Annotated in this window: 17 protein-coding genes; all 17 read left to right on the top strand. The window is 40.6% G+C overall.

Going from position 1 to position 17,166, the window contains the following annotated elements:
* On the top strand, window positions 1–124 hold a 124-nt coding region (locus A194_RS19755; protein ID WP_237718750.1), incomplete at its 5' end, for a 3-hydroxyacyl-CoA dehydrogenase family protein.
* 33 nt (window positions 125–157) lie between these two features.
* Window positions 158–1,297: an acyl-CoA dehydrogenase gene (locus A194_RS0107305; RefSeq protein ID WP_017186201.1), complete on the top strand. Its 1,140-nt coding sequence runs from the start codon at window positions 158–160 to the stop codon at window positions 1,295–1,297.
* 17 nt (window positions 1,298–1,314) lie between these two features.
* Window positions 1,315–2,454: an acyl-CoA dehydrogenase gene (locus A194_RS0107310; RefSeq protein WP_017186202.1), complete on the top strand. Its 1,140-nt coding sequence runs from the start codon at window positions 1,315–1,317 to the stop codon at window positions 2,452–2,454.
* Window positions 2,455–2,694: 240 nt separating this feature from the next.
* A complete protein-coding gene (gene meaB / locus A194_RS0107315) occupies window positions 2,695–3,654 on the top strand; it encodes a methylmalonyl Co-A mutase-associated GTPase MeaB (RefSeq protein WP_017186203.1) in 960 nt (319 codons plus the stop codon).
* Window positions 3,638–4,276 (top strand): TetR/AcrR family transcriptional regulator, encoded by a 639-nt coding sequence (locus A194_RS17770; RefSeq protein ID WP_017186204.1) that lies wholly within the window; start codon window positions 3,638–3,640, stop codon window positions 4,274–4,276. The genes meaB and A194_RS17770 overlap by 17 nt, the downstream gene beginning before the upstream one ends.
* Window positions 4,276–7,509, top strand: a complete 3,234-nt coding sequence (icmF, locus tag A194_RS0107325) for a fused isobutyryl-CoA mutase/GTPase IcmF (RefSeq protein ID WP_017186205.1) — start codon at window positions 4,276–4,278, stop codon at window positions 7,507–7,509. Before A194_RS17770 ends, icmF begins: the two co-directional genes overlap by 1 nt.
* Window positions 7,510–8,125: 616 nt before the next feature.
* A complete protein-coding gene (rpoE, locus tag A194_RS0107330; protein ID WP_017186206.1) occupies window positions 8,126–8,593 on the top strand; it encodes a DNA-directed RNA polymerase subunit delta in 468 nt (155 codons plus the stop codon).
* Window positions 8,594–8,748: 155 nt separating this feature from the next.
* Window positions 8,749–10,341 (top strand): CTP synthase, encoded by a 1,593-nt coding sequence (locus A194_RS0107335; RefSeq protein WP_017186207.1) that lies wholly within the window; start codon window positions 8,749–8,751, stop codon window positions 10,339–10,341.
* 116 nt (window positions 10,342–10,457) lie between these two features.
* Window positions 10,458–10,697 (top strand): response regulator, encoded by a 240-nt coding sequence (locus A194_RS0107340; protein ID WP_017186208.1) that lies wholly within the window; start codon window positions 10,458–10,460, stop codon window positions 10,695–10,697.
* A 17-nt stretch (window positions 10,698–10,714) separates the two neighbouring features.
* Complete coding sequence (locus A194_RS20995) at window positions 10,715–10,837, top strand: hypothetical protein (protein WP_017186209.1); 123 nt, start codon at window positions 10,715–10,717, stop codon at window positions 10,835–10,837.
* A gap of 90 nt (window positions 10,838–10,927) precedes the next feature.
* Window positions 10,928–11,119, top strand: coding sequence for a hypothetical protein (locus A194_RS0107350; RefSeq protein ID WP_017186210.1), 192 nt, complete (start codon window positions 10,928–10,930; stop codon window positions 11,117–11,119).
* A 72-nt stretch (window positions 11,120–11,191) separates the two neighbouring features.
* Complete coding sequence (gene fsa, locus A194_RS0107355) at window positions 11,192–11,842, top strand: fructose-6-phosphate aldolase (RefSeq protein WP_017186211.1); 651 nt, start codon at window positions 11,192–11,194, stop codon at window positions 11,840–11,842.
* 82 nt (window positions 11,843–11,924) lie between these two features.
* Complete coding sequence (locus tag A194_RS0107360) at window positions 11,925–13,211, top strand: UDP-N-acetylglucosamine 1-carboxyvinyltransferase (RefSeq protein ID WP_017186212.1); 1,287 nt, start codon at window positions 11,925–11,927, stop codon at window positions 13,209–13,211.
* Between the two features lie 38 nt (window positions 13,212–13,249).
* Window positions 13,250–14,218, top strand: coding sequence for a class II fructose-bisphosphatase (gene glpX, locus A194_RS0107365; RefSeq protein WP_017186213.1), 969 nt, complete (start codon window positions 13,250–13,252; stop codon window positions 14,216–14,218).
* Between the two features lie 256 nt (window positions 14,219–14,474).
* On the top strand, window positions 14,475–15,737 hold the full coding sequence (gene rho, locus A194_RS0107370; RefSeq protein ID WP_040402501.1) for a transcription termination factor Rho: 1,263 nt from the start codon (window positions 14,475–14,477) through the stop codon (window positions 15,735–15,737).
* Between the two features lie 142 nt (window positions 15,738–15,879).
* Window positions 15,880–16,125, top strand: coding sequence for a type B 50S ribosomal protein L31 (locus A194_RS0107375; RefSeq protein WP_017186215.1), 246 nt, complete (start codon window positions 15,880–15,882; stop codon window positions 16,123–16,125).
* A gap of 240 nt (window positions 16,126–16,365) precedes the next feature.
* Window positions 16,366–16,989, top strand: coding sequence for a thymidine kinase (locus A194_RS0107380; RefSeq protein ID WP_040402504.1), 624 nt, complete (start codon window positions 16,366–16,368; stop codon window positions 16,987–16,989).
* Window positions 16,990–17,166 lie beyond the last annotated feature (177 nt).

Here is a 17,166-nt window from a genome sequence, read left to right on the forward strand (position 1 = left end):
TATGGAAATTTTACACGAAGGCTTCGGTGATAGTAAGTATCGTCCTTGCCCATTGTTACGTAAATACGTTAGCGCAGGCTGGTTAGGTAAGAAGTCAGGCAGAGGATTCTACGTCTACGAATAGTTCGTATGAGATTGTCATTGGAGGAAAACATTCATGAATTTACATTTTACAGAAGAACAAGAGATGATGCGTAAGATGGTGCGTGACTTTGCCCAAAATGAAGTCGCACCTGAAGTCGAGCGTATGGAAAAAGAAGACCGTTTTCCAGAAGAATTGATCCAAAAGATGAGTGAACTCGGGTTACTCGGTATTCCAATTAATGAAAAGCTTGGCGGCGCTGGTATGGACTATACATCTTACATCATTGCCATTCATGAGCTGTCAAAGGTAAGCGCAACGTTAGGTGTCATTTTATCGGTTCATACATCCGTTGGAACATTCCCAATCTTGAAGTTTGGTACTGAAGAACAAGTGAACCACTATTTGCCTAAGCTTGCATCAGGAGAGTATTTAGGTGCATTTGCATTAACAGAACCGAGTGCCGGAAGTGATGCAGGTAATATTAAGACAAAAGCAGTTAAAGACGGTGACCATTACGTCATAAACGGTTCAAAAGTGTTCATTACAAATGGTGGTTACGCTGATACGTATATCGTTTTCGCTAATACGAACCCGGAACTTGGGAGTAAAGGCGTTTCAGCTTTTATCGTAGAAAAAGACACACCAGGATTTGAAGTTGGTATTGCAGAGAAGAAGATGGGTCTACACGGCTCAAGCACGGTAGCTTTAACATTTGATCAATGTAAAGTGCCAGCATCACAGCTTTTAGGAAAAGAAGGCGAAGGGTTCAAAATCGCTTTAGCTAACTTAAATATTGGACGCATTGGTATTGCAGCTCAAGCGCTAGGGATTGCTGAAGCAGCTTTTGATGCAGCAACTGATTATGCAAAAGAGCGTGAACAGTTCGGACGTCCAATCGCAAAGCACCAAGGTGTTTCTTTTAAACTAGCAGACATGGCAACAGCAGTCGAATCTTCAAAACTATTAGTCTATAATGCGGCATCACTGTACCAAGCGGGTATGGACAGCAGTATCCAAGCATCAATGGCGAAAAAGTTTGCTTCTAAAACAGCAGTCGATACGTCAATAGAAGCTGTTCAAGTGTTTGGTGGCTATGGATATACTGAAGATTATCCAGTTGAGCGTTATTTCCGTGATGCAAAAATCACTCAAATTTACGAGGGTACAACTGAAGTGCAAAACGTTGTCATTAGTAGACAACTGTTGAAATAAAAAGGGAGGCAAACATTATGAATTTCCAACTAACAGAAGAACAACAAATGTTACGCAAAATGGTTCGTGATTTTGCGGTTAATGAAGTAGAACCAACAGCGGCAGAGCGTGATGAAGAGGAGCGCTTTGACCGTGAAATTTTCGATAAAATGGCAGAACTAGGATTAACAGGGATTCCTTGGCCAGAAGAATACGGCGGAATCGGGTCTGACTTTGTGAGCTACGTGATCGCTGTTGAAGAACTTTCACGTGTATGTGCATCAACAGGGGTAACGCTATCAGCTCACATTTCATTAGCTAGCTGGCCAATTTACATGTACGGAAATGAAGAGCAAAAGCAAAACTTCCTACAACGTCTAGCAACAGGTGAAGCGCTCGGTGCTTATGCTTTATCAGAACCAGGTGCAGGAAGTGACGTATCATCAATGAAAACAACAGCGAAGTTAGATGGCGATGAGTACGTCCTAAACGGCTCAAAAGTTTGGATTACAAACGGCGGTGTTGGTGACATTTACGTCGTTTTCGCAAAAACAGACATGGATGCTAAACATAAAGGAATCTCTGCTTTCATCGTAGAGAAGGGTACAGAAGGATTCACTTTTGGTAAGAAGGAAGAAAAACTAGGAATCCGTTCATCTCCAACAACAGAATTAATCTTTGAAAACTGCCGTATTCCTAAAGAAAATATGCTAGGTGAAGAAGGCGAAGGGTTTAAAATCGCGATGACGACATTAGATGGTGGGCGTAACGGAATTGCTGCTCAAGCCGTTGGAATCGCACAAGGTGCACTAGACAAATCAACGGAGTACGCGAAAGAACGCGAACAGTTCGGCAAACCAATTGCGAAAAACCAAGGGGTCTCTTTCAAACTAGCAGACATGGCAACAGAGATTGAAGCTTCAAGACTATTAACTTACCAAGCCGCGTACAACGAGTCAGAAGGCATACCTTACCAGAAAGAATCAGCAATGGCTAAACTTTTCGCAGGTGACACAGCAATGAAAGTGACAGTCGAAGCAGTTCAAGTATACGGTGGCTACGGCTATACGAAAGACTACCCAGTCGAACGCTACATGCGTGATGCCAAGATCACACAAATTTACGAAGGCACACAAGAAATTCAACGCCTAGTCGTCGGCCGCATGGTGACGAAGTAAGTTTTATTGAAAATAAAAGCCTGAATGGCCTCAGCCATTCAGGCGAGCCAATAATTGCCGAATAGCAGCCAATAATTGCCGAATAAGAACCAATTATTGTCGGACGGAGCCGCATAAATGCCGGACAAAGCGTCATAATTGCCAAACGAAGCGTCAAAAGTGCCGGACAAAACCGAATAATTATCGGACACATAAACGCACAATCACCAACAAACCAATCAAAGAAAGGACTGAATGCCAATGGATCAACTCGCTGATAGAATCGACAACCAAGATCAACGAGCATTAGCACGTGCGATTACTATGATTGAAAATGATCATCCGAATAAATTATCGCTATTAAGTGACCTTAACCAGCGTAAAAAAGGGGCGCACTACATTGGCATTACTGGCTCGCCAGGTGCTGGTAAAAGTTCACTCGTTGATCACTTCATCACACTTTTACGTGAACAAAACAAAAAAGTTGCCGTCATTGCAGTTGATCCAACGAGTCCTTTTAGTGGTGGTGCCTTGCTAGGTGACCGAGTTCGCATGCATAAACATTTTACCGATGAAAATGTCTTCATTCGCAGTATGGCAACGCGCGGTAGTTTAGGCGGTTTAGCACGGGCAACAAAAGATGCGATTAGAGCTTGTGATGCGTATGGCTTTGATTATATCATCGTCGAAACAGTCGGTGTCGGTCAGTCAGAGCTCGACATTATGAAAGTGGCAGACACTACAGCTGTCATTCTTACGCCGAATTCTGGTGATATTTTACAAGTCTTCAAAGCTGGCATTATGGAAATTGCCGATCTGTTCATTTTAAACAAGGCAGACTTACCAGGAGTTCGTAAGTTGAAAAATCAACTAAAAGATTTAATCCATATTGCAGGTCACGACTATGAACCGCAAATTGTCGAAACAACATCTGCTGCTAAACCGACTGGCTTTGAAGAATTACACGAGGCATTCAAGCACCATTGGCAATACCTTCAGCAGTCTGAAGCAGGTGTGCAAAAAAGAAAAGAACAACTACGGCATGAAGTCTATGAACTGATGCAAGAAGCTTTATATAGAGATTTATACAAAACAATTGAAAACACCCCTCAAATGAAAGAGAAGTTAAATCAAGTTGAAGATCCTTACCATTTAGCTGAAACATGGCTTAGTGAGTGGAAAGGGTTGAGTAAGGGGGAGTCAGATGGTAAAAGAAATTAGTTCATCAATTAAAGATGAATCACTTATAGTCAAACGACGCGCCCAACTACATAAAGGTGCTGTAACCCTCTTTAAACAGAAAGGTTTCCACCGTGCAACGACTCGCGAAATTGCTAAAGCAGCAGGATTTAGTATCGGCACGCTTTATGAGTACATTCGGAAAAAGGAAGACGTTCTCTTTCTCGTTTGTGATGCCATTTACGATGAAGTAAAAGCACGAATGGAAGCAGTCATCGACACAGACACAAAATCTGAAAGTTCGTTATATCAAGCGGTTGAATCTTATTTTCAACTGATGGATGAATTACAAGATGAAGTGCTGATCCTTTATCAAGAATTAAAAGCACTTCCGAAAGACGCGCAAGAATACGTGTTAAATAAAGAAAAAGAAATGCTTAGGCTGTTTGAAATCATTCTTGAAAACAGCTACAAAGACATTTTAAGCCAAGACGAGATTACGTTAATCTCTAACAATATTTTTATCCAAGGGCAAATGTGGGGCTTTCGCCGTTGGGTGTTGCAAAAAGAATTTTCACTAGAACAATATACACAACACCAATTTAATTTATTAAAAAATCAACTGGCGCACCTCACACAAACAAAACAACAAGGAGGCGTGTAATGATGCAACAGCAAGTAGCTTATGAAGTGAAACACCCTGTTAGATTCGTAACAGCATCAAGTTTATTTGACGGACACGATGCTTCAATCAACATTATGAGACGAATCCTTCAGGCAAGTGGTGCTGAAGTCATCCACTTAGGGCACAATCGCTCTGTTGAAGCCGTTGTTAATGCTGCAATTCAAGAAGATGCACAAGGTATTGCAATCTCTTCTTATCAAGGTGGACACGTAGAATATTTTAAATATATGGTCGACTTATTAAACGAAAAACGTGCAGGTCACATCCGCGTATACGGTGGTGGCGGCGGTGTAATTTTACCACGTGAAATTAAAGAACTGCACGATTACGGTGTCGCGCGAATTTTCTCACCTGAAGACGGTCGCGAAACAGGCTTACAAGGCATGATCAATACAATGTTAGAAGAATGTGACCACCCAACGCCAATCGAATTAGAAGCGGATGCTAAAGCGGCAAAAGAAGGCGACAACCAAGCCGTCGCTCGACTAATCACACACGTTGAAAACGGTTCTGTTTCTAGTGATAAGCTAGATGAACTATTAAAAATCAACGGTTCTTCAGTGCCTGTATTAGGGATCACAGGTACTGGTGGTGCAGGTAAAAGTTCATTAACAGACGAACTGATTCGCCGTTTCGTTAATGAAGTCTCTGATAAAAAAGTCGCGATTATTTCAGTAGACCCAACGAAAAAGAAAACAGGCGGTGCTTTATTAGGTGACCGTATTCGTATGAATGCGATTTTTAACCCACGTGTTTACATGCGTTCGCTTGCAACACGTGATTCGAAAAGTGAGCTTTCAAAAGCGATTACCGATGCGATTAACGTCGTAAAAGCAGCGAATTTTGATTTTGTTATCGTAGAGACTAGCGGAATCGGTCAAGGTGATGCTGAAATCACTGAGATTACAGACTTATCAATGTACGTGATGACAGCTGAATTCGGTGCACCATCACAGTTAGAAAAAATTGACATGATCGATTTTGCTGACTTTGTCGTCATTAACAAATTCGAACAAAAAGGGTCTGAAGATGCGTTACGCCAAGTACGTAAACAATACGAGCGTAGTCATATGCTTTTTCATGAAAACCATGAAACGTTCCCAGTGTTCGGCACAATCGCGAGTCAGTTTAACGACGCTGGTACGAATACCCTTTTTGCTTCACTACTTGAAACGTTAAATGACCGCTACAACTGGGATGTTGAAGTGCCGTTTGAAACTAACATTAAAGTAGTTGAAAAGCAAAACTTAATTATCCCGCCTGAGCGCCGCCAATATTTACGTGATATCGTCCAGGCCGTTCAAGGCTATAAAGACAAAGCCAATAGGCAAAGTGAAATTGCAAGCAAACTTTATAAGCTAGAAGGTACAAAAGAAGAGTTAGCAGAAGAAGAGATTGAAGCGATTCATAACTTAATCGAAAAATATGAAAAGCAGTTAGAAGAAGAAAGTGTTCAACAGCTTGAAAAGTATGATGAGCTGAAAGAGAGTTACACAAAGGATGAAATGTCCTATGAAGTTCGCGGAAAAGAATTTAAAGTCGAGCTAAACACGGAAAGCTTATCTGGTCTGAAAATTCCTAAAGTCGCACTTCCGAAGTATAAAGACTGGGGCGATCGTCTAAAGTTCATGCTTTTAGAAAATGTACCAGGATACTTCCCTTATACAGCAGGTGTTTTCCCGTTCAAGCGTCGAGGTGAAGACCCAACACGCCAGTTCGCAGGTGAAGGGACACCAGAACGTACTAATCGTCGTTTCCACTATTTATCGAAAGACGAAGATGCGAAACGTTTAAGTACCGCTTTTGACTCCGTAACACTTTACGGTGAAGATCCGGATGAGCGACCTGACATTTACGGTAAAGTCGGCGAGTCAGGTGTAAGCATTTGTACAGTTGAAGATATGAAGAAGTTATATGATGGTTTCGATCTATGCCATCCAATGACTTCTGTATCAATGACAATTAACGGCCCTGCACCGATCATTTTAGCGATGTATTTCAATGCAGCGATTGATCAACAAATCGCGAAGTTCCAAGAAGAAAATGGTCGCGAACCGAATGCTGAAGAGCGTGAACAAATTAAGACTGAAACAATCTCTGTCGTTCGCGGTACAGTGCAAGCCGATATTTTAAAAGAAGACCAAGGTCAAAACACGTGTATTTTCTCAACAGAGTTTGCCCTACGTATGATGGGTGACATTCAAGAGTACTTTATTGAAAATGAAGTGCGTAACTATTACTCGGTATCGATCTCGGGATATCACATTGCAGAAGCAGGTGCGAACCCAATTAGTCAGCTAGCCTTTACACTAGCTAACGGCTTTACGTACGTTGAATATTACTTAAGCCGTGGGATGGACATTAATAAATTCGCACCGAACTTATCATTCTTCTTCTCAAACGGTTTAGATCCTGAGTACACGGTGATCGGACGCGTCGCTCGTCGTATTTGGTCAATCGTTATGCGTGATAAGTATGGCGCTAATGAGCGTAGCCAGAAGTTGAAGTACCATATCCAAACGTCAGGCCGTTCACTACACGCACAAGAAGTTGACTTTAATGACATTCGTACGACATTACAAGCATTAATCGCAATTCAAGATAATACGAATTCACTTCATACGAATGCTTATGACGAAGCGATCACGACACCGACAGAAGAGTCAGTGCGTCGTGCCATGGCTATTCAAATGATTATTAGTAAAGAGTTCGGTTTAACGAAGACAGAGAACTCACTTCAAGGTTCGTACATTTTAGAAGAACTAACAGACTTAGTAGAAGAAGCAGTACTACAAGAGTTTGAGCGCATTAATGATCGCGGTGGCGTATTAGGTGCGATGGAACGTCAATATCAACGTGGTAAAATCCAAGAAGAGTCACTTTATTATGAAGGTAAAAAACATACTGGTGAACTGCCAATCGTTGGTGTTAACACGTATCAAAATCCAAACCCACCATCAGAAGATGAGATAAACTCAATGGAAGTAGCGCGTGCAACACAAGAAGAAAAACAACAACAAATCGCAAACTTGCGCGCCTTCCAAGAGCGTAATGCCGATGAAGCCGAGCAAGCCCTAAAACGACTGAAACAAGTCGCAGCATCAGAAGGTAACGTCTTTGCTGAGCTAATGGAGACAGTAAAAGTCGCAAGCTTAGGCCAAATCACAAACGCACTATACGAAGTCGGCGGACAATACCGTCGTAATATGTAAAATATGTAACTCGTCGAACGCGTTTCGGCGAGTTTTTCTTTTGGAGTCGATCGAGCGCTGATAAACATGCGTGAACGCTGATAAATGTGTATCGAGCGCTGATAAAATCTTGTGAGCGCTGATAAACGCATGTCGAACGCTGATAAAAATAAGCGAGCGCCGATAAACGCATGTCGAACGCTGATAAAAATAAATGGGAGCCGATAAATTCACGTGAAGCGCTGATAAATTGAAAGCTGATCATCCTGTGCGAGCGCCAAATAAACTTCGCAAGCGCCAGAAATTCCGCCTCGAACGTCAGAAAAATTTCATGAGCGCCAGAAAACACCTCTCGAACGCCAAATAAACTTCACGAACGCCAAAACCCAACCCTCAATCGCCAAAAAACTACCTACCCCAAAGCGCGCCAAACACCCTAATTATTTCCACCCCCACCTGCACATGATCTAATCACCACCCCCACTAACCATCAAAAATTAAAGTAAATCAACGCTTAAATGATATAATAAAAAATATAGATATAAATTTTGCTTGAATTGACGATAATGTATGATATTCTGTAAACTAGGAAAATAGCTAAAAAAGTTCCTGTTAACTGGGTAAAGGAGTGCTGGTTGTGAGCTTAACAAAGTACAGTAAAGAAGAAGTTAAAGAAATGTCCATGATTGATATTGCGTACGAGATCATGCTAGAAGAAAACCAAGCTAAAAACTTCCAAGATATTTTCAAGCTAGTTGCTGAAGCGAGAGATTTTTCTGAAGAAGAAAAACAACAATTTATTTCTCAGTTTTATACGGATTTAAATATTGATGGCCGTTTCCTATCTGTCGGTTCAAACCTTTGGGGATTAAAGCACTGGTATCCGTTCGATCAAACGGTTGAAGATGCATTTGTTGCTGAAGAAAAACCAAAGAAGAAAAAGAAAAAGAAGAAAGCTAAAGAAGAACCAGCGGCTGAAGAAGAAGTCCTTCTTGAAGACGATCTAGCGGTTGAAGAAGAAGCAGAGTCAGAAGAAGTTTTCGAAGACGAAGTTGACGACCTTGAGAAAGATTTAGACAAAGGTGACGAAGACGAAGATTTATAAAAAACGAACTTGACTTTAAATTGACATAGGCGTATTATTCTATGTGGGCTCTCTAAAATAAATGTAAAGCTCCCGAATTGAATTCGGGAGCTTTTTTTGTTTTTTATAAAGAATTTTGACATACCCTAACGATAGAGAAAGCGAGGCAGAAAAGAATGACGAAGTATATTTTTGTAACAGGTGGAGTAGTTTCATCATTAGGAAAAGGAATTACAGCAGCATCATTAGGACGCTTATTAAAAAATCGCGGGTTAAACGTGACGATCCAAAAGTTCGATCCATACTTAAACGTAGACCCAGGTACGATGAGTCCTTATCAGCACGGTGAAGTGTTCGTTACTGAAGACGGTGCAGAAACAGATTTAGACTTAGGTCACTATGAACGTTTCATCGATATTAATTTAAATAAATATAGCAATATTACAACAGGTAAAGTCTATTCATCTGTAATACGTAAAGAACGTCGAGGAGACTATCTAGGTGGTACAGTCCAAGTCATCCCTCACATTACAAATGAAATTAAAGATAAAGTTTATCAAGCCGGAAAAGAAACGAATGCTGATGTTGTTATTACAGAAATCGGCGGTACAGTAGGTGACATTGAAAGCTTACCGTTTTTAGAAGCGATTAGACAGCTGAAAAGTGATGTTGGTCGTGACAATGTCATGTACATCCATTGTACGCTAGTGCCTTTCTTAGAAGCGGCTGGTGAGTTAAAGACGAAACCAACGCAACACTCAGTTAAAGAATTACGTTCATTAGGTATTCAGCCAGATGTGATTGTTTTAAGAACTGAACGTGAAATTAGCCAAAGCATGAAAGATAAAATCGCACTATTTTGCGATATTAACGAAAAAGCTGTAATCGAAGCACGCAACTGTGAAGTGCTATACGAAGTGGCGCTTGAAATGCAAAGCCAAGGTTTAGACCAGTTAGCATGTGACCATTTCGGATTAAGTAATCCTGAAGCAGATATGACTGAATGGAATCAGCTGATCGATCAAGTGAAAAACTTATCGAAAACGACGACTATTGCTTTAGTCGGTAAATATGTAGCGTTACAAGATGCTTATATTTCAGTAGTAGAAGCGTTAAAGCATAGTGGTTTTGCTTTCGATTCCGATGTTGAAGTTAAATGGGTAAGCTCAGAAGAAGTTACAAAAGACAACGTAGATGAGTACTTAAACGACGTAGATGGTATTTTAGTACCTGGTGGTTTTGGTGATCGTGCCATTGATGGCAAAATTGAAGCAATTCGCTATGCCAGAGAGAATAAAATTCCGTTTTTAGGTATTTGTCTAGGAATGCAGTTAGCAACAGTTGAGTATGCGCGTAACGTATTAGGGTTAGAAGGTGCACATTCAGCAGAAATCGAACCGTCAACACCATACCCAGTCATCGATTTACTACCAGAACAAAAAGAAGTAGAAGATCTAGGTGGAACGTTACGCTTAGGTGTATACGCATGCCGCTTAGAAGAGGGAACAAATGCATATGAAGCTTACAATGATGAGCTAGTGTACGAGCGTCACCGTCACCGTTATGAGTTTAACAATGAATATCGCGAGCAAATGGAAGCTGAAGGGTTTGTCTTCTCAGGTCTTAGCCCGGATGGACGTTTAGCAGAGATTATTGAATTAAAAGATCATCCTTGGTTTGTAGCATCACAATTCCACCCAGAATTTAAATCAAGACCAACTCGTCCGCAACCGTTATTTAAGAAATTTGTCGAACATTGTGTAAAGTAATTGTAATCTGTGAGAAATTTTAGAATTCGTAAACAAATTGGCCAGATTGGATTGATTTTCCTATGTTATTCCGTTAAAGTAAAATTAAAAGTAACGGAATAAGGTGATTAAACGTTATGGGAAAATTAAAAGCAGTCGTTATTGACGATGAATCAGGTGTTTCATTATTAATGAAAGAGTTATTAACACAAGACGGCTTTGAAGTGTTTACATTTGCGAATGCAATTGAGGCTTTTAAAGTCGTCGAAAATGAACACATAGACATATTCTTCGTGGATTACTTACTTCCTGGCATGAGGGAGATCACTTCATTCAAGAAATTAGAGAACAAGGCCACCAATCTCCTGTTATTCTAATGACAGGACTATCCAGAATGCAAATCAAAGAAAGCAGTGAATCAACGTATCAAGATGTTTTAGAAAAACCATTTTCAATTAAGGATGTTATGGACTTAATTGAACAGCACGTGAGGAAGCCACAACACCATAATGTCTAGTTGCGAAATCACGGCACAATTGGTATTCTAATACTATATGATTTTATTAGTAAGAAAACACATCATGTCATGACATGGGAGGAAACAATTGTGCCTTTTTTATCAAATGGTAAAGGTCAAGTCGTACAAGCTGTCCTACAAGGAGCAGAAACGCAAGCACCTACTACAGACGGTGTTGCTTATCGTGCTGCTCAGCTTTGTCATGGCTTTAACCCTACTCTTACTGATGAAACAGGGACTTGTTGTTCGAACCAAAAGTATAAACTTATATTCAATGGCTGATCCATTTAACATGGGTTAGCCTTTTCGTGTATGCATTACAATTAAACTAAGTCATAAAGGGGAAAACGTGTTATGAAATTTTTTATCGATACAGCGAATATTAATGAAATTAAAGAAGCTAACGCTTTAGGTATTTTATCAGGGGTTACAACAAACCCATCACTAGTTGCGAAAGAAGGCGTCTCCTTTCACGATCGTCTTAAAGAAATTACACAAGAAGTAACTGAAGGTTCAGTCAGTGCAGAAGTCATCTCTGAAGATGCTGAAGGGATGTTAAAAGAGGCAGAAGAATTAGTGAAAATCGCTCCAAATATTACGGTTAAACTTCCGATGACACTTGAAGGTTTAAAAGCGTGTAAATCGTTAACTGACAAAGGTGTTAAAACGAACGTTACATTAGTATTCTCTGCAAACCAAGCGTTACTTGCAGCTCGTGCTGGTGCGACATACGTTTCGCCATTTTTAGGACGTTTAGATGACATCGGTCAAAACGGGTTAAACTTAATCGAAGAAATTGCACAAATCTTTGATATACATGGTATTGATACAGAGATCATTGCGGCAAGTGTTCGTCACCCAATGCACGTATCAGAAGCGGCATTACGCGGTGCGCACATTGCAACAATTCCATTTGGTGTCATCCAACAGTTAGTGAAACATCCACTGACAGACCAAGGTATTGAAAAGTTTTTAAACGATTGGGAAAAAGCTAATCAAGAATGATTATTGAAAAAGCGCACATACTACAACTAGACGAAGCATCACGAACGTATACGACCATAAAATTGCGACGAGGGGTATTCGTATGGAAAAGTTACTAATCGAAGGAGGCCACCAATTAAATGGAGAAGTTCGGATAAGTGGAGCGAAAAACAGCGCAGTAGCTTTATTACCAGCTACGATCTTAGCCGAATCAGAAGTAACAATTGAAGGTCTTCCGAATATTTCTGACATTCAAATCTTAAAAGAGTTGCTACGTGATATCGGAGGTGACGTATCGCAAAACGGTGATGAAGTCACGATCGATTCATCTGAAATGGTAGCGATGCCATTACCTAACGGACGTGTGAAGAAGTTGCGTGCCTCTTATTATTTCATGGGTGCAATGCTCGGCCGTTTTAAAAAGGCGGTCATCGGTTTACCGGGTGGGTGTGACTTAGGCCCACGCCCGATTGATCAGCATATTAAAGGTTTTGAAGCTTTAGGTGCTGAAGTAACGAACGAACAAGGTGCAATTTACTTAAAAGCAGATGAACTAATCGGATCAAAAATCTATCTCGATGTCCCAAGTGTTGGTGCGACGATTAATATCATGCTTGCAGCAGTGCGGGCAAAAGGTAAAACAACTATTGAAAACGTAGCGAAAGAGCCTGAGATTATTGATGTTGCGACGTTACTAAATAGTATGGGTGCTAATATTAAAGGGGCAGGTACTGATGTCATTCGAATAGAAGGTGTCGATTCACTAAAAGGATGCCAGCATACGATTATACCTGACCGTATTGAAGCTGGAACTTATACCATTTTAGCAGCTGCAAAAGGCGAAGAAGTGCATATTGATAACGTCATCCCAACACACCTAGAATCGTTAACAGCTAAGCTCCGTGAGATGGGCGTTGAAATTGAAGAAGGAACAGATTATTTAGTCGTTCGAGGTAATCGTGAACTTTCTAGCGTTGATATTAAAACGTTAGTTTACCCAGGATTCCCGACCGATTTACAACAACCTTTCACTGCTTTACTTACACAAGCACATGGAACAAGTATTGTAACAGATACGATCTATCAAGCGCGTTTTAAACATGTCGATGAACTTCGACGGATGAATGCGAACATAAAAGTTGAAGGAAGTTCAGCAGTTATAACTGGCAAGTCACCTTTAGAAGGTGCAAAAGTAAAAGCAAGTGATTTACGTGCAGGTGCATGCTTAGTCATAGCAGGCCTAATGGCTGATGGAATTACAGAAGTTGTTGGCATTAATCATATTGAACGTGGTTATGACGAACTAACTGAAAAGCTGAAAAACTTAGGTGCAAACGTCTGGCGCGAACAAATGACGGATGAAGATAAAAGAATGTTCCAAAACGCATAAACGATAAGGGATTAGAGAAAACGGGGGAGGACATAACGATGGAAAGAAGTTTATCAATGGAAATTGCACGTGTTACAGAAGCAGCTGCCTTAGCATCAGCGCGGTGGATGGGCCGTGGAGAGAAAGAAGAAGCAGACGGTGCAGCAACAGAAGCGATGCGAACAGTATTCGATACAGTTCCAATGAGAGGAACTGTCGTAATCGGTGAAGGGGAAAAAGACGAAGCTCCGATGTTATACATAGGAGAAGAAGTTGGCCTTGGTGAAGGGCCTGAAGTAGACATTGCGGTTGACCCAGTTGAAGGAACGAATATCGTTGCATTAGGTACGTGGAATGCACTTTGTGTAGTTGGAATCGCAAATCGTGGACGCTTACTTCACGCACCAGATATGTACATGGAGAAAATTGCAGTTGGACCAGAAGCTGTTGGCAAAATTGATTTAGATGCTTCTGTAGATCAAAATTTAAATGCGGTCGCAGAAGCTAAAGGTAAAGACATCGAAGATATCGTCGTCGTTGTATTAAACCGTCCTCGTCACGATCAATTAATTAAAGACATTCGTGAAGCAGGCGCTCGAATTAAGCTTATTCCAGATGGTGACGTAGCAGCATCAATTAATGCTGCATTCGACCATACAGGTGTAGACATTTTAATGGGTGTCGGTGGTGCACCTGAAGGCGTACTTTCAGCAATCGGTTTAAAAGCACTTGGTGGAGAAATCCAAGGCCGACTAAAGCCAGTTGATGAAGAACAAGAAGCACGTTGCCGTAAAATGGGCATTGAAGATGTTAATCGCGTATTAAAAATGGACGACTTATGTGGCGGCGATGATGCCATTTTCGCAGCAACAGGCATTACAGACGGTGAATTACTACAAGGAGTTCAATTTAGAGGCGACAAAGCAACGACAGAAACAGTCGTCATGCGTGCTAAGTCAGGAACAGTTCGCTTCATTGATGGGACACATAGCTTGAAGAAAAAGCCAGATCTCGTCATTAAAGATTAAAAAATTGTCTATAATTGAACTAAGGCTGCAGTCAATCGACTCAGCCTTAGTTTCATTAGATATTATCGATTAGTCGCTTTTCTGTGATAAACTTGCGCACTCAACTTAAAAACGATACAATATAGAAGCTATACCCCGAGTAAAAAATTCTTCTCAAAGAATAAAGACAAACAATCCCAAATCTTTATTTTCCATTTAATTAGAATTAAACATAATGTAAAAATTTATAAAGCGTGGTGTTTTTGTGTCAAATCCAATGACGATTGCACAATTAGAAACGAAGACGCTAAAGGAACTATATGCTTTAGCACGTGATTTAGGCGTTTCTTATTATGCAAAACTAAACAAAAAAGAACTAATCTTTGCGATCTTAAAAGCGCAAACAGAAAAAGACGGTAAATTATTCGTCGACGGTGTACTCGAAATCATTCAGTCAGAAGGTTTTGGATTTCTACGTCCAATTAACTATGCGCCAAGTCCTGAGGATATTTATATCTCAGCGTCGCAAATCCGTCGTTTCGACTTGCGTAACGGTGACTTAGTATCAGGTAAAGCAAGGCCGCCGAAAGAAAATGAACGTTACTTCGGTTTATTACATGTTGATGCTGTAAACGGTGATAACCCTGAAAGTGCAAAAGAACGTATTCACTTCCCAGGTTTAACAGCACTATATCCTGATCGTAAAATGCATTTAGAAACGACTCGTAACCTATTATCGACACGTATAATCGATATGATGGCACCAGTCGGTTTCGGACAGCGTGGACTAATTGTTGCACCGCCAAAAGCGGGTAAAACATCAATTTTAAAAGAGGTTGCTAATAGCGTTTCTCAAAACCACCCAGATTCGAAACTGATTATTTTACTAATTGATGAAAGACCAGAGGAAGTAACAGACATTGAGCGTTCAGTTGCAGCCGATGTTGACGTTGTAAGCTCGACATTCGATGAAGTACCAGAAAATCATATTAAAGTGTCTGAGCTTGTACTAGATCGTGCTATGCGACTAGTAGAACATAAACAAGACGTTATTATTTTAATGGATAGTATTACACGTCTAGCACGTGCTTACAATCTAGTGATCCCACCAAGTGGACGAACTTTATCTGGTGGTATTGACCCAGCTTCATTCCACCGTCCGAAACGTTTCTTCGGTGCAGCGCGTAACATTGAAGAAGGTGGAAGCTTAACTGTACTTGCAACTGCATTAGTTGATACAGGTTCACGTATGGACGATGTGATTTATGAAGAGTTCAAAGGTACAGGTAACATGGAATTACACTTAGATCGTAGTATGGCTGAACGACGTATCTTCCCAGCTATTGATGTATTACGTTCAGGTACTCGTAAAGAAGAACTATTGATCCCGAAAGAACAACTAGATAAGACTTGGGCGATTCGTAAAACGATGCAAGATCAACATGGTTTCTTAGACCGTTTCTTACGTCGTCTACGCTCTTCTAAGACGAATGAAGAGTTCTTCAAGATCATGGATGATGAAATGCAAGGGAAGAACTAAGATTGTCTAAAACACCTTGCAAAATAAATATCAAGTTGGTATAATCACTCTGTATGACTTGTAGAAGTTAGCTCCCGTCTATAGACGGTTTTAAATCAACTCTGATTCCACAAAGGATTCAGGGCAAGGAGGAGTGTTAATCATGAAGGAAGGTATTCACCCGGAATATCGTAAAGTTGTATTTTTAGATACAAGCTCTGATTTCAAATTCCTAAGCGGTTCAACAATGGAGTCTGAAGAGACAATTGAATGGGAAGACGGTAATACGTACCCATTAATCCGTGTTGAAATCAGTTCTGCTTCACACCCGTTCTACACAGGTAAGCAAAAAGCTGACAAAGTTGGTGGCCGTGTAGACCGCTTCAAGAAAAAGTACAACATGTCATAATACTGGCAATTCAACACAAGGAGCTGACCGTTCAACTCAGCTAAACACCATACTAGATTATATAATTTTATATCATCTATGTTGTGGTGCTTGGCTTGTACGGTCGGCTTTTTTTATTTTTTATAAGAAATAGCTATTATATTGGTTCATAATAAGGGTAACCCATAAACAAATGGGACCATTTTTTATTTATTTCAATGCAAAATTTGTAAAAGATTGTTAAACGAGGTGCTGAATATGATGTATGTGATGAAACATAGCGGTTGGATTGAAGTAATCTGTGGCAGCATGTTTTCAGGAAAATCAGAAGAATTAATTCGTCGTGTTCGCCGTGCTACATACGGTAATTTAAATGTACGTGTTTTTAAACCAGCAATTGATAATCGTTACGATGATGAATCAATCGTCTCTCACAACGGCAACTCGATTATTGCTCGACCGATTGATGATATTAGTGATATATTAGATCAAGTTGACGACCAAGTTGACATTGTCGGAATTGATGAAGTACAGTTCTTTAGTGAGAATGTCGTTGATATTGCTCAACATTTAGCTGATCGTGGCATACGTGTCGTCGTTGCTGGCTTAGACCAAGATTTCCGCGGAGAACCATTTGGCTCACTACCAGAGCTATTAGCGTTAGCAGAAAACGTTACAAAACTAAATGCCATTTGCCCAATTTGCGGCTCACCAGCAAGCCGTACCCAACGTTTAATTGATGGCAAACCAGCATCTTATGATGATCCCGTTATTTTAGTAGGCGCATCTGAATCATATGAACCGCGTTGCCGTCATCACCATGAAGTACCAAACCACCCGAGACTCGGAACACGCGTATCTTCAACCCATTCAAATGAATATTAAGAGTATGTGAAAAAAGTGCTAAATATTACGTCATAAGGCGAATGATGAATTACTGTGTGAAGCAATGCTAGCGGAATCAAAGTGCGAAGACTCCTGGTCGGCTAAAAACGGTTTACGTCCTGTGACCAACGCCGACATTAGACCATCCGGGTCGTCATGGGAGCAAAGGCCACGGTG

The organism is Alkalibacillus haloalkaliphilus C5, from assembly GCF_000269905.1.
Classification (GTDB): domain Bacteria; phylum Bacillota; class Bacilli; order Bacillales; family Alkalibacillaceae; genus Alkalibacillus; species Alkalibacillus haloalkaliphilus_A.

Excerpts from the sequence above, each read along its gene's own strand:
- A194_RS0107305 (WP_017186201.1), top strand. The coding sequence starts at position 158 with ATGAATTTACATTTTACAGAAGAACAAGAGATGATGCGTAAGATGGTG.
- A194_RS0107310 (WP_017186202.1), top strand. The coding sequence starts at position 1,315 with ATGAATTTCCAACTAACAGAAGAACAACAAATGTTACGCAAAATGGTT.
- meaB (WP_017186203.1), top strand. The coding sequence starts at position 2,695 with ATGGATCAACTCGCTGATAGAATCGACAACCAAGATCAACGAGCATTA.
- A194_RS17770 (WP_017186204.1), top strand. The coding sequence starts at position 3,638 with ATGGTAAAAGAAATTAGTTCATCAATTAAAGATGAATCACTTATAGTC.
- icmF (WP_017186205.1), top strand. The coding sequence starts at position 4,276 with ATGATGCAACAGCAAGTAGCTTATGAAGTGAAACACCCTGTTAGATTC.
- A194_RS0107335 (WP_017186207.1), top strand. The coding sequence starts at position 8,749 with ATGACGAAGTATATTTTTGTAACAGGTGGAGTAGTTTCATCATTAGGA.
- A194_RS0107340 (WP_017186208.1), top strand. The coding sequence starts at position 10,458 with ATGGGAAAATTAAAAGCAGTCGTTATTGACGATGAATCAGGTGTTTCA.
- A194_RS20995 (WP_017186209.1), top strand. The coding sequence starts at position 10,715 with ATGCAAATCAAAGAAAGCAGTGAATCAACGTATCAAGATGTTTTAGAA.
- fsa (WP_017186211.1), top strand. The coding sequence starts at position 11,192 with ATGAAATTTTTTATCGATACAGCGAATATTAATGAAATTAAAGAAGCT.
- A194_RS0107360 (WP_017186212.1), top strand. The coding sequence starts at position 11,925 with ATGGAAAAGTTACTAATCGAAGGAGGCCACCAATTAAATGGAGAAGTT.
- glpX (WP_017186213.1), top strand. The coding sequence starts at position 13,250 with ATGGAAAGAAGTTTATCAATGGAAATTGCACGTGTTACAGAAGCAGCT.
- rho (WP_040402501.1), top strand. The coding sequence starts at position 14,475 with ATGACGATTGCACAATTAGAAACGAAGACGCTAAAGGAACTATATGCT.
- A194_RS0107375 (WP_017186215.1), top strand. The coding sequence starts at position 15,880 with ATGAAGGAAGGTATTCACCCGGAATATCGTAAAGTTGTATTTTTAGAT.
- A194_RS0107380 (WP_040402504.1), top strand. The coding sequence starts at position 16,366 with ATGTATGTGATGAAACATAGCGGTTGGATTGAAGTAATCTGTGGCAGC.